Origin of the sequence: Methylorubrum podarium (genome assembly GCF_040270385.1) — a bacterium.
Classification (GTDB): domain Bacteria; phylum Pseudomonadota; class Alphaproteobacteria; order Rhizobiales; family Beijerinckiaceae; genus Methylobacterium; species Methylobacterium podarium.
Map to the genome: position 1 here is coordinate 124,056 of NZ_JBELQE010000101.1, position 12,957 is coordinate 137,012.

The 12,957-nt window shown below is 67.6% G+C and carries 9 protein-coding genes; 2 read left to right on the plus strand and 7 right to left on the minus strand.

What is annotated here, in order from left to right; all coding sequences use genetic code 11:
• Positions 1-162 precede the first annotated feature (162 nt).
• The 5 genes from ABS772_RS20125 to ABS772_RS20145 form a co-directional block, all read right to left on the minus strand.
• The gene (locus ABS772_RS20125) at positions 163-1,524 is read right to left on the minus strand and encodes an L-serine ammonia-lyase (RefSeq protein ID WP_238258426.1); all 1,362 of its coding nucleotides are present in this window, start codon (positions 1,522-1,524) and stop codon (positions 163-165) included.
• A gap of 170 nt (positions 1,525-1,694) precedes the next feature.
• Positions 1,695-2,309 (minus strand): sarcosine oxidase subunit gamma, encoded by a 615-nt coding sequence (locus tag ABS772_RS20130; RefSeq protein ID WP_350396513.1) that lies wholly within the window; start codon positions 2,307-2,309, stop codon positions 1,695-1,697.
• Positions 2,302-5,289, minus strand: a complete 2,988-nt coding sequence (locus tag ABS772_RS20135; RefSeq protein ID WP_350396514.1) for a sarcosine oxidase subunit alpha family protein — start codon at positions 5,287-5,289, stop codon at positions 2,302-2,304. Before ABS772_RS20135 ends, ABS772_RS20130 begins: the two co-directional genes overlap by 8 nt.
• A gap of 1 nt (position 5,290) precedes the next feature.
• The gene (locus tag ABS772_RS20140; protein WP_350396515.1) at positions 5,291-5,623 is read right to left on the minus strand and encodes a sarcosine oxidase subunit delta; all 333 of its coding nucleotides are present in this window, start codon (positions 5,621-5,623) and stop codon (positions 5,291-5,293) included.
• A gap of 29 nt (positions 5,624-5,652) precedes the next feature.
• On the minus strand, positions 5,653-6,906 hold the full coding sequence (locus ABS772_RS20145; protein ID WP_238257752.1) for a sarcosine oxidase subunit beta family protein: 1,254 nt from the start codon (positions 6,904-6,906) through the stop codon (positions 5,653-5,655).
• 430 nt (positions 6,907-7,336) lie between these two features.
• On the opposite strand from ABS772_RS20145, the gene ABS772_RS20150 reads away from it, so the two are divergent.
• Both ABS772_RS20150 and ABS772_RS20155 read left to right on the plus strand, forming a co-directional pair.
• Positions 7,337-8,365, plus strand: coding sequence for a GlxA family transcriptional regulator (locus ABS772_RS20150; RefSeq protein WP_238257750.1), 1,029 nt, complete (start codon positions 7,337-7,339; stop codon positions 8,363-8,365).
• Positions 8,366-9,035: 670 nt separating this feature from the next.
• Complete coding sequence (locus tag ABS772_RS20155; RefSeq protein ID WP_350396516.1) at positions 9,036-10,535, plus strand: Ig-like domain-containing protein; 1,500 nt, start codon at positions 9,036-9,038, stop codon at positions 10,533-10,535.
• 147 nt (positions 10,536-10,682) lie between these two features.
• On the opposite strand, the gene ABS772_RS20160 is transcribed toward ABS772_RS20155, so the two are convergent.
• Positions 10,683-12,032: a hypothetical protein gene (locus ABS772_RS20160; protein WP_238258166.1), complete on the minus strand. Its 1,350-nt coding sequence runs from the start codon at positions 12,030-12,032 to the stop codon at positions 10,683-10,685.
• Positions 12,033-12,111: 79 nt separating this feature from the next.
• Positions 12,112-12,948 carry a glycine betaine ABC transporter substrate-binding protein gene (locus ABS772_RS20165; RefSeq protein WP_238258167.1) on the minus strand — a complete coding sequence of 279 codons (837 nt, stop codon included), beginning with the start codon at positions 12,946-12,948 and terminating at the stop codon, positions 12,112-12,114.
• Positions 12,949-12,957 lie beyond the last annotated feature (9 nt).

Sequence of the window (12,957 nt, forward strand, 5' to 3'; positions counted from 1 at the left end):
TTCCGGTTGATTCCTTCGGTCAGACCCTGGCTTGTCCCCTCCCCCCTTGTGGGGAGGAGAGGAGCGACGGAGGCCGAAGCGATCAACCGGAAACGGTCTGATCGGGTGGGGCCCGGCGATGGCCGACCGGTCGCTTCGAGGGCGGAAGACCCGCGTCCTTCCTCAGCAGGCGGCGACGTTGACGGCCAGCCCGCCCAGCGAGGTTTCCTTGTACTTGGCCTGCATGTCGTGGCCGGTCTGGCGCATGGTCTCGATGACCTCGTCCAGGCTCACCCGGTGCTCGCCGTCGCCGCGGAGCGACAGGGACGCCGCCACCACCGCCTTGTTGGCGCCGAAGGCGTTGCGCTCGATGCAGGGCACCTGGACGAGGCCGGCGATCGGATCGCAGGTCATGCCGAGATGGTGCTCCATGGCGATCTCGGCGGCGTTCTCGATCTGGAAGGCCGAGCCGCCGAGCGCCGCGGTCAGTCCCGCCGCCGCCATCGCCGCGGCCGAGCCGACCTCGCCCTGGCAGCCGACCTCGGCTCCCGAGATCGAGGCGCGGGCCTTGATCAGCCCGCCGATGGCGGCGGCGGTGAGCAGGAAGTCGCGTCCGCGCTCGTCGCTCCAGTCGGGGCAGAAGTCGCGGGTGTAGCGCAGCACCGCCGGCACGATGCCGGCCGCGCCGTTGGTCGGCGCCGTCACCACCCGGCCGCCCGAGGCGTTCTCCTCGTTGACGGCGAGCGCGTAGAGGCTGATCCAATCCATGATCTCGTGGGCCGGGCGGCTGTTGGCGAGCCGCGTCGCCTCCAGCGACTCGTAGAGCCGCTTGGCGCGCCGCCGCACCCGCAGGCCGCCGGGCAACTCGCCGTCCATGCGCAGGCCGCGCTCGATGCAGGCGAACATCGCGTCGCGGATCGCGTCGAGGCCGGCATCGATCTCCGCGCGCGGGCGCAGGGTCAGCTCGTTGGCGAGCTGGATCTGCGGGATCGTCAGCCCGGTGCGCAGCGTCAGGTCGAGGAGCTCGCGCCCGCTGCCGAAGGCGAGCGGCGGCGGCTCCGCCCCGGCATCCCCGGCCGAGGCGGCTTCGGCCTCCGCGGCCGTGACGACGAAGCCGCCGCCGACCGAGTAGAAGATCTGGTCCTCGATCCGAGCACCGGCAGCATCGTCGGCGCAGAAGCGCATGCCGTTGGTGTGCAGCGGCAGGATGTCCTTGAAGTTGAAGACGAGGTCGCGCTCGGGCTCGAAACGGACGCCCGGGATGCCGAGGTCGCCGGTGCGGCGCAGTTCGTCCGCGAGCGGCCCGGTCCGGTCGGGATCGATCGTGGCGGGCGCGTGGCCCAGGAGCCCGAGCAGGATCGCCACGTCGGTGCCGTGGCCGCGGCCGGTCCAGGCGAGGGAGCCGTAGATCTCGGCGCTGATCCGGGCGACGCCGCCGCGGGCGAGCACGGTCTCGCGGAACCGGCGCGCCGCGACCATCGGCCCGACGGTGTGCGAACTCGACGGACCGATCCCGATCTTGAACAGATCGAAGGTGCTGATCATCGGGTCCGTTGCTCTCTCAAAAAAGCGCCCCTCCCGAGAGTGCCTCTCGCGAGACGCGGAGGCCCGTTCGGGGAGAGGCCCGTCACGACAGGGGACCGGGGCCTCGCGCGGGCCCTCGGCGAGGAGGTGGGATCGCCGCCGGCCCGCATCAATCCTGCGTCAATCCTGCATCAAGGCGCGGCCGGTCCTTCGACGCCGAACACGGCCTCATTGAGGAAACCGTGGACATAGGTCGAGAAGGAACGCCAGCACTCGACGCGATAGACGGGCGCCGCCGTCGGCCGGATCAGCACGATCTCGGCCTTGCCGAGCAGGGTGCGGGTGGCGCTGCCCGCGGGAAAGGCGGCTTCGGAGAGATCGAGCGGACAGCCGGCATTGAGCACCGCCGCCGCCTGCCGGCCCGACACGTCGATGCCGACATTGCGGTGCGAGACGTCGACCAGGGAATGGGGCAGGCCGGCGAGCCCTTCGTGGATGCGGCCCTGCAGCAGGTCGGCATCGGCCTCCGGGCCGCCGACGAGCCACTCGTCGGGTCCGAGGCGGGCGATCCAGGTCCCGGTGGTCACGCTCTCGCCGTCGGTGCCGTCGGTGCCGACGGTGTTAATTGGCGCGTCGAGCACGAGCCCGGCGACCTTCGGCGCGGCGCCGCCGGCGAGCCGCGCCCGCAGGGAGAAGCGCGCCTCGGCGCCCGCGGGCCGGACCGACACGCCCGGACCGGAGGCCGCGGGGCGGGACAGGGCGCCGAGCGGCAGGGCGCGGGCGGCGCGGTAGCGGGTCTCAAGCATTGATGCGCTCCCCCTGGACGTCGAAGAAGACCGGTTCGCAGACGGTGACGCGGGTGAACCCGTCCGGCGTGGTGACGTGGAGCTGGCCGCCCATCCGCGCGCGCCCGCATTCGACCAGGGCCAGCGCGATGGAGCGGCCGCAATTGGCGCTCCAGTAGCTCGACGTGACGTGGCCGAGCATGCGCATCGGGATCGGCTGATCGGTGTCGGCGACGATCTGCGCGCCCTCGTCGAGGACGAGCTTGGAATCGTCGGTCACGAGGCCGACGAGCTGCTTGCGGCCGGAGGCCACCACGTCGGGGCGCGCCAGCGAGCGCTTGCCGACGAAGTCGCCCTTGGCCTTCGGGATCATCCCGGCCATGCCGACATCGTCCGGGGTCACCGTGCCGTCGGTCTCCTGGCCGACGATGATGTAGCCCTTCTCGGCGCGCAGGACGTGCATGGTCTCGGTGCCGTAGGGCGTGATGCCGTGGGCCTGACCGGCCTCGAACACCGCCTCCCAGACCGCGCGGGCGTGGTCGGAGGGCACGTTGATCTCGAAGCCGAGCTCACCGGTGAACGACACCCGGAACAGCCGGGTCGGCACGCCGCAGATCGTGCCGGTGCGCATCGCCATGTGCGGAAAGGCTTCCGGCGACAGGTCGATGCCGTCGACGAGGGGCGCGATCACGTCGCGGGCCTTCGGGCCCTGGAGCGCGATCACCGCCCATTGCTCGGTGGTCGAGGTCAGGAACACCTCGAGGTCCGGCCACTCGGTCTGGAGGTAGTCCTCCATGTGGCCGAGCACGCGGGCGGCGCCGCCGGTCGTGGTGGTGACGTGGAAGCACGTGTCCGAGACGCGGGCGACGACGCCGTCGTCGAGGATGTAGCCGTCCTCCTTCAGCATCAGCCCGTAGCGGCAGCGCCCCGGCGCGAGCTTGGTCCAGGGGTTGATGTAGAGGCGGTTCATGAACTCGGCGGCGTCGCGGCCGACGATCTCGATCTTGCCGAGCGTCGAGGCGTCGAAGATGCCCACAGTCTCGCGCACCGCCCTGCACTCGCGGGCGACCGCGGCGTGGAGGTCCTCGCCGGCCTTCGGGAAGTACCAGGCGCGCCGCCACAGGGCGACGTTCTCGAACAGGGCGCCGTGGCTCTCGGCCCATTCGTGGATCGGCGTGGTGCGGATCGGATCGAACAGGGCGTGGCGGGCCGGACCCACCAGGGCGCCGAAGGTCACCGGCGTGTAGGGCGGGCGGAAGGTGGTGGTGCCCACCGCCGGCAGCGCCTTGTCGAGCTGCCCGGCGACGATGCCGAGGGCGTTCATGTTCGAGGTCTTGCCCTGGTCGGTCGCCATGCCCGTCGTGGTGTAGCGCTTGACGTGCTCGATCGACTGGAAGCCCTCGCGGACCGCGAGCTTGATGTCCTTGGCGGTGACGTCGTTCTGGTAATCGACGAAGGCGCGGACCTTGGGCGGGTTCGCGTCGGTGGGCATGATCCGCACCGGCTGGAAGCCGGTCGGCGTCACGGTGGCCTTGAAATCCCGCCGCTCGTCGGACCCCGCCGCGGCGGCGCCGGCGGCGAAGCCGTCCGCGAGGCAGGCGGCGAGATCGTAGCGGCCGCGCGCCGCGCCGGCCGAGCGCTCCGCCTGGGCCGACGTGCCGGGCACGAAGGCATCGATCCCCGCGTCGTAGGTCAGCTTGCCGCGCGATTGCGAGAACAGGTGCACGGCGGGCGTCCAGCCGCCGGACATGCCGACGCAGTCGCAGGAAAGAAGGCGACGGCCGCCGCACCGGCCGTCGCTCCCGACAGGCGCCACGATGAGACCCGTGACGCGCTTTCGGCCCTTGGAGCCGACCACGGTGTGGCCGGTCAGCACTTCGGCGCCGGCGGCGCGCAGCTGCGCCAGTTCCGGCCCGCAATCCGATTCCAGGCGCAGGTCGACGAGGGTGACGTCGAGACCGGCGGCGCGCGCGTCGAGCGCGGCCTGGTAGGCGGAGGCGCCGCTCGTGGCGAAGACGAGCTTGCGGCCCGGCGCCACGCCGTAGCGGTTGAGGAAGACCCGCACGCTCTCGGCGAGCATGATGCCGGGCCGGTCGTTGTCGGCGAAGACGAGGGGGCGCTCGTGGGCGCCGCCAGCGAGAACCACCTCGCCCGCCCGCACCTGCCACAGGCGCTCGCGCGGCGCCTGGCCCGCGGCCGACGTCAGGTGGTCGGTGACCCGCTCGGTCATCGCGACGTGGTTGTGGTTGTAGTAGCCGAAGGCGGTGGTGCGGGAGAGCAGGATCACGTTCTCGCAGCTGTCGAGTTCGGCCAGCGTCTCGGCGAGCCAGTCCGCCGCCGGGCGTCCGTCGATCTGCGCCGTCGTGTCGTGCAGGAGCGAGCCGCCGGGCTCCGGGCCCTCGTCGGCGAGGATGACCCGCTTGCCGGTGCGCGCCGCGGCGAGCGCGGCGGCGAGACCCGCCGGGCCGGCGCCGACGACGAGCACGTCGCAATGGGCGTGGCGGTTGGCGTAGCGGTCGGGATCGGCCTGGGTCGGCGCCTTGCCGAGGCCGGCGGCGGCGCGGATGAACGGCTCGTAGACCCGGTCCCAGAACTTCCGGGGCCACATGAAGGTCTTGTAGTAGAAGCCCGCCACGAAGACCGGCGACAGGAGGTCGTTGACCGCGCCGACATCGAAGTCGAGGGACGGCCAGTGGTTCTGCGAGGCCGTGCGCAGGCCGGAGCGCGCCTCGATCACGGAGGCGCGGTTGTTCGGGTCGATCCGGCCGGGCCCGCGATCGACGGAGAGCAGCGCGCTCGGCTCGTCGGGGCCGTGGCTCAGGATGCCGCGGGGGCGGTGATACTTGAACGAGCGCCCGACGAGGTGGATGCCGTTGGCGAGCAGCGCCGAGGCGACGGTGTCGCCGGAAAATCCGTGGACCGGCTTGCCGTTGAATTCGAAGACGATGGGGCGGGTGCGGTCGATGCGTCCGCCGCGGGACAATCTGAACGGCTGTGCCATCTCACGCCCTCGTCTCGCTCTGGGTTGCGGAATTGGTTCCGAGAATCGTCCCGGGCTTCACGCCGGATTTCGGCTGCGCCCCCATCGGATAGGTCTCGATGAAGCGGTCGCTGATGGTGTCGCGCAGCGCGTTGAACCAGCGGCCGCAGCCGTGGACGTGGCACCAGCGCTCGGCATGCACGCCCTTGGGGTTGGCGCGCACGAACAGGTGCTCGCTCCAGCCGCCGTCATCGACGGTCATCGGGTCGGCCGGGCGGGCGATATGGGCTTGGCCACCGCACCGGAACTCGGTCTCGGGCCGGTTGCCGCAATGGGGACAGGCGATCAGCAGCATGGTTCGGCCTCCGTGCAGATCAGGGCGGATCAGTGCGCGACGGCCGCGGCGGCGGCCTCGTCGATGAGGCGGCCGGTGCGGAACCGGTCGAGGGTGAAGGGCGCGTTGATCGCGTGCGGCGTGCCGGTCGCGAGCGTGTGGGCGAAGACGTGGCCCGAGCCGGGGGTCGCCTTGAAGCCGCCGGTGCCCCAGCCGCAATTGACGAACAGGTTCGGCACCGGGGTCTTGCCGATGATCGGCGAGCGGTCCGGCGTCACATCGACGATGCCGCCCCAGGAGCGCAGCATCCGCATCCGGGTGAATTGCGGAAACAGCTCGCAGATCGCGTCGAGCGTGTGCGTCGTGATGTGCAGCCCGCCCTGCTGGCTGTAGGAGGTGTACTGGTCGGTGCCGGCGCCGATGACGAGTTCGCCCTTGTCGGATTGCGACAGGTAGGCGTGGACCGCGTTGGACATCACCACGCAGGGGAAGCACGGCTTGACCGGCTCGGAGACCAGCGCCTGGAGCGGGTAGCTCTCCAGCGGCATCGATACGCCGGCCATGGACATCAAGGTGGAGGTGTGGCCGGCGGCCACCACGCCGATCCGGCCGGCGCCGATGAAGCCGCGGCTGGTCTCGACGCCCACCGCCGCGCCGGAGGCGTCGCGGCGGATGCCGGTGACCTCGCAGTTCTGGATGATGTCGACGCCGCGGTCGTCGGCGCCGCGGGCATAGCCCCAGGCGACGGCGTCGTGGCGGGCGGTGCCGGCCCGGCGCTGGAGCGCGCCGCCGAGCACCGGGTAGCGCAAGGAGCCCGAAATATCGAGCGGCGGGCAGAACTCCTTGCACTCTTCCTTCGACAGCCACTCGTTGTCGATGCCGTTGAGACGGTTGGCGTAGACGTGGCGCTTGAAGCTCTGGACGTCGTGGATGTTGTGCGCGAGCATCAGGACGCCGCGCTGGGAGAACATGATGTTGTAGTTCAGCTCCTGGGACAGGCCCTCCCAGAGCTTGAGCGCGTGCTCGTACATCGCCGCGCTCTCGTCGTAGAGGTAGTTGGAGCGGATGATCGTGGTGTTGCGGCCGGTATTGCCGCCGCCGATCCAGCCCTTCTCCAGCACCGCCACGTTGGTGATGCCGTGGACGGTCGCGAGGTAGTAGGCGGTCGCGAGGCCGTGCCCGCCGCCGCCGACGATGACGACGTCGTAGCGGGGCTTCGGCTCGGGGGCGCGCCACTGGCGGCCCCAGCCCGTATGCCCCCGCAGGGATTCGGAGAGTAGCGACGTGAGGGAGAAGCGGCGCATCGGTCGACCTCGCGGTGTTGACGGATCATGGTCCGCGCGCCGCGGCGGGGCTTGATCGACGGCGACCGCGAGTTTGGGATTCCCGACTTCGCTCGTTTTCCCGAGGGCTGCTGCCCGAAACGCCGAATTGCCCGTTCGATGGGCGCGCTTGACTGACAGAACAGGCCGTCTGTGCCGGTCACGCCGCCGTGAGGCGGGATCGAACAAGAATTATTCTATTGCGTTCGGCGAACAATCGGAGATTAAGTTCCGGTGTGGGCGCCGCCTCGGCGGGCGCGCCGCGTCTGATCACCGGTGTCGGCGACACGGTCGGCGACAAGCGGGACGCGCACGAATCGCTCCCGCGGCCGCATCGGCACCGGGATCGGCACGGCACGCGACTTGCCCACCAAGCGGCGGCAAAGGCCGGCAAATGGTGGTCGGGATGGAAATGACGATATCGGCCGGGGAGGCATGCCCGGCCAGCGTGGTGGCCGGCAACGAGGCCCTCTCCGGGAAGGCCATCTCCGTCGGCTTCATGCTGGTCGACCGCTTCTCGATGATCGCCTTCTCCTCGGCGATCGAGCCCCTGCGGCTCGCCAACCGCGCGGTCGGACGCGATCTCTACCGCTTCTCGCTGTGGTCGGAGGACGGCACCAAGTGCACCGCCTCGAACGGGATCGAGGTCAAAGTCGCGGGCCGCTTCTGCGAGGCGCAGGACTTCGACATGATGGTCGTGTGCGGCGGCATCGACATCCAGCGCCCGGATCACCGCGCCCTCCACGCGGCCCTGCGCCGCTGCAGCGCCCGCGGGGCGGCGATCGGCGCGGTGTGCACGGGCACCTACGTGCTGGCCAAGGCCGGCCTCCTCGACGGCTACCGGGCGACGATCCACTGGGAGAACCTGCCGGGCCTCGTCTCGGAGCATGACGGGCTGGAGATCGGCTCCGACCTGTTCGAGATCGACCGCAACCGCTTCACCTGCGCGGGCGGCACCGCGGCGGCGGACATGATGCTGTCGCTGATCATGCGCGACCACGGGCCGAGCGTGGCCTCGGAGGTCGCCGACCAGCTCATCCACCACCGCATCCGCGAATCCGGCGAGCGCCAGCGGATGGACCTGCGCATGCGCCTGGGGGTCTCGCATCCGAAGCTGCTGCGGGTGGTGGGGTTGATGGAGACCTCGCTCGCCGAGCCGCTCGGCAGCCAGGAACTCGCCGACGCGGTGCATCTCTCGACCCGCCAGCTCGAACGGCTGTTCCTGAAATATCTCGGCCGCTCGCCGGCCAAGCACTACCTGCGCATCCGGCTGGAGCACGCCCGCACCCTGATCCGCCAGACGGCGATGCCGCTGCTCTCGGTGGCGTTCGAGTGCGGCTTCACCTCGGCCTCGCACTTCTCGAAGGCCTATCTCGACTGCTTCGGCCAGCCGCCGAGCGCGGAGCGGAAGACCATGCAGGCGCAAGGCGCGCGCGGCTGAGGAATCTGCCCCGGCGCGTCGATCCCGGCATCGCGACGACCAGGCTCACACCAGCCGGAAGGCGGACGGGGCTTACCGTCGACATCCGATCGGCTTGACCGTGCCCATGGCTGCTGCGGGTGGAAGGCGAGCCTTCACTCGGCCAAGCGACCGCGATGACGGTCATCGCACCCGGAAGCGGATGTTCGCCGATTGGGCGGAGCGGTGGAATCCGGTTTTCCGAAACCGTCATGCGACAGCGAGGACTGAGAGCATCGCCCTCGATCCGATATCCGGGGCGATGCTCTCGCCCTCTGTTTTTACATCACCTTCTCAGACAGGCCGGCGGCCACCTTTCGGGACGATGCTCTAAAGTCCGACCGATACCGTTCATGTGATCGAAACCCGGTCGACGGCAGTGTCATCGAGCGTTGGCCGTATGCTCAAACAGATCGTGGGCCCCGACCAGCGGCCGGATGCAGATCCTCGCCGGGCCGAAGTTCTCGGCATTAACGGATTCTTGCTGCTCTCTCTATATTGTAAAGTAACGTAAAATAAAATTAGCAAATCATGAACATTCCTGGTGCGGCTCATTCATATGAAATATTCACCAAATGAAATGCATGATGCGATGCTCGGACAGACAGCATAAACAGCGGACTAAATTTCTGTTTTCGTAGGGGAAATAGAGATGGCAAGGGATGGTATTACCGGATCGCTGGTAGATTATACGTCCTACAACGTAGCGGAATTATTCGGAAGTTCAGAATATGTCTCCCTGATATCGGGATACCAATGGGGAAAGCGGGGAGAGGGTATCAGAATTTCCTACAGCTTCCCGGGAGCAAACGGTTCCAATACCTGGAGAGCGAGTGATCATTACAGCGATACGAGGGAATGGTCTGATTGGGGCTATCTGAACAGCACGCAAATCAGCAATGTTAGGCTCGCCTTCGCGGAATGGGACGAAATCTCCAACATCGATTTCTATGAGGTTGTCGAGAGCACCCAACAGACTGGTGACATAAGGATTGCGTTCTCGGGCATGCTCGGGAGTGGGACGTGGGGGCATGCCTACTATCCCAGCTCACTTCCCGCCGGCGGCGACATATGGATTCATGAAAGATACGCAGCGGATAGCTTTTCCGTGGGCAGCTATGGCTTCATGGCACTGCTTCACGAGATCGGCCACGCCATCGGATTGAAGCATCCCCACGAAGCGACTGCACGAAACAGTCAGGTGATGCCGGACGGCTACGACAGCATAGACTATACGGTTATGAGCTATGACCATGCCTCGCATAGCGGGGCGTCAGGTTGGCCCAGCACCCTCGGGCGGTTCGACAACCAAGCCGTTGATGCTCTCTACGGCTCAGATTCGAACCGACCTCCGGCCGATGCAAGCACACCGTTGCTGACGCTGTCGGCGAGCGACACGCAGCTCACGGCGGGCGAGGTCGCAACCGTGACGTTTCAGTTCAGCGAGGCCGTCAGGGGCTTTGCCGCGAACGATGTCGCGGCGACGGGCGGCACGCTCAGCAACTTCTTCAGCGTGGATGCAGACACCTTCACGGCTCTGTACACGCCCAACGCCAACTTCAACGGCTCCGGAAACGTCTCCGTGGCCGCAAGCAGCTACTCGGACTTGGCCGGGAACTCCGGTGGTGCAGGGCAGATCTCACTCTCGGTGAACACGACAAGCGGGAGGCCCGGCACGGTCGTTCAGCCGGAGGAGGTGTACCGCTTCTTCAACGCGAAGACGAACGGACACTTCTTCACCGTCTCGGAAGCCGAGCGCGACCAAGTGAGGGCCAACTTGCCCGACTTCCGTTACGAGGGCGTCGGCTACTATGCCTTCGAAACGGATCAAGGCGCGGCCACGGAGGAGGTGTACCGCTTCTTCAACGCGAAGACGAACGGACACTTCTTCACCATCTCGGAAGCCGAGCGCGATCAGGTGAGGGCCAACCTGCCCGACTTCCGCTACGAGGGCGTCGGCTCCTTTGCCTTCGAAACGGATCAGGGCGCGGCCACGGAGGCGGTGTACCGCTTCTTCAATGCGAAGACGAACGGACACTTCTTCACCATCTCGGAGGCCGAGCGCGATCAGGTAAGGGCCAACCTGCCCGACTTCCGCTACGAGGGCATCGCCTTCTACGCCCCCGACGATGGTGCGACGTTCGTCATCTGAGCGGGCGACGAGAACCGAGGGCGCGGGCAACGGGCTCGCGCCCACGGGGGAGGGCTGGCGTCCCTCGAAGCGCCGATACGTCGTGCGGCAGCCGGAATTCAACGGTCGTCGCCGACAGAGCCGGCAACCATCGTTCGGGACGATGCTCTAGAAATAATAGCCGATATTCATGATGAACCGCGACTTCCAGCGGTTCTCGCCGCCCTGGGCGAGGCCGTTGTTGAACTCGCCGACGCCGACATAGGGGTCGTTCCGGCCGATGGCGGCCTCGGTGTAGATGATCAGGTTCGGGTCGGCCGTCAGCGTCCAGGCCCCGCCGAGGGTGAAGCGCTCGCTGGTCTTGAAGCTCGCCTTGTCCTTGTAGAAGGCGCTGTAGCCGACGAAGGGCACCACGGTGAAGGGGCCGATCGGATCGGGAACCTTGTAGGTCACCTCGGTCGACACGAAGTTGCCGTGCGTCGCCAGATTGTACGAGAAGTCGAAGCCGCCGACCGTGATCAGGTCGTTGCGGAAGGGGTTCTTGGGGTCGATGTCCTGGCGGACATAGATGGCCTTGAAGCCCCAGGGGCCGTAGGTGCCCAGCGCGTGCAGGCCTTCGAGCTGCTTGGTGCCGGTCTGGCGCGTGTCGAAATTGTAGATGTCCGAGTGCCAGATCGAGGCGCCGAACGCGAGCGAGGCGGTGTCGTTCTTGAGGACGAAGTACTCGGCCCGGCCGATGAACATGTTCTGCTCGGCGTTGCTGGTCCCGTTCGTGACGTAGGAATCGGCGCGGACGATGTTGGTCGAGTAGCGCGCGCTGTCGAGGCTGAGGCCGAAGGCGTTCGGGTTGGCGCCCGGATAGAAGCCGACCTGATAGTTGAAGTCCGGCTCGACATGCGAGAACTTGACGCCGAAATTGTAGACCTCCTCCAGGCCCATGGTGAAGCCGAGGGTTTCGAGGAAGCTCGTGCCGAAATACGGGGTCAGGCCGAACGGCGACTGGTTGAGGCCGACGGTGATGCTGTCTTCCTTGGTGAACTTGTAGCCGATATAGGCCCACATCGGGAAGTGGACCTCGCCCGGATAGCCGCGATAGCCGTTGCGGGGTCCGTAGATCGAGCTGCCGCCGTAGAACCGGTACTGCGCCGCGCCGAAGATCGTGTCGGAATCGTAGGCGGCCTTGAGCGCGAGGGTGTCGAAGTCGAAATGTTCCGTCGCCTTGCGGACGCCGCCGCGGCTGGCGTCGTCGAAGCGCCAGTCGTAGCGGGCGCGGATGGCGCCGCCGAAGGTGAAGGTGCCCGTGTCGGTCTTGCCTTTGGGCGGCGCCAGATCGAAATTGCTGAGGGAATCGGGCGCGGAACTGGGATCGGGGACCGCGACCGGCTGCTCGCGGTTGACCTGGCTGGGCTCGGCATCGACCTCGACCGGGCGCTGCGCCTGCGCCGCGGCCATCGATGGGCACAGCATCACCCCCGCGGCACAGACCACCAGGGCCGCCGCCAAACCGTTCGCCGTCATGTCCCCCGACCCCTCTTCTTGAGTTCCCGAGCCGCCGTCCGAGCTGTGTCCTGTCGTTCTTCTGTCCCGATCGGTGCGCTTACTTCAGCCAGCCGTCGACCGTCTCGCGGTGCTGCTTGATCCATTTCGCGGCATTGGCGACGTGGTCGGCGCCCTTCTCCTCGTTCTCCGCCATCACCGCCTCTTCTTCCTTGACGGTGAGCTTGAACTTGGTGAGGATCTTGTAGACCTCGGGCATGTCGTCCTTCAGTCCCTTGCGGGCGAGGGTGTTCACGCTCTCGTCCTCACCGAAGACCTTCTTGGGGTCGGCGAGGTACTTCAGCTCATAGCGCGCGAACATCCAGTGCGGCGTCCAGGCGGTGACGACGATGTCCTGCTTGCGCCGGATCGCGTCCTTGAGCGCGCTGGTCATCGTGGCGTCGCTGCCGTCGACCAGCTTGACCGGAAGGCCGTAGGCCTTGATCGCGGCTTCCGAGCTCTTCATCAGGCCCGCGCCGGGATCGATGCCGATCACCTTGCCATCGACGTCCGCCGCCTTGGTCTTCAGGTCCTCGATGGAGTTCAGGGGCGAGGAGGCGGGCACGGCCCAGCCGATCTTGGCGCCGGTGACGTTCGGGCCGATCAGTTCGAGACGGTTCTTCAGCTTCTCGTAATAGGCCGCCTGCGTGACCGGCAGCCAGGCCGCCACGCTCGCATCCGCGTCGCCGTTCGCCACGGCCTGCCACATGGCGGCCGCGGCGAGGGGAATCGTCTTCACCTGGTAGCCCTTCTCCTCCAGCACCTGCTTGAGGATGTCGGTGGCGACCACGGCATCGGCCCACTCGACGTAGGCGAGCCGGACCTCCTTGCCCGCCGCCTCGGCCGGCGTCTGGACCAGCGCGAGACAGAGTATCGCTCCAAGAACCGGTGCACGCATAACTAGAAC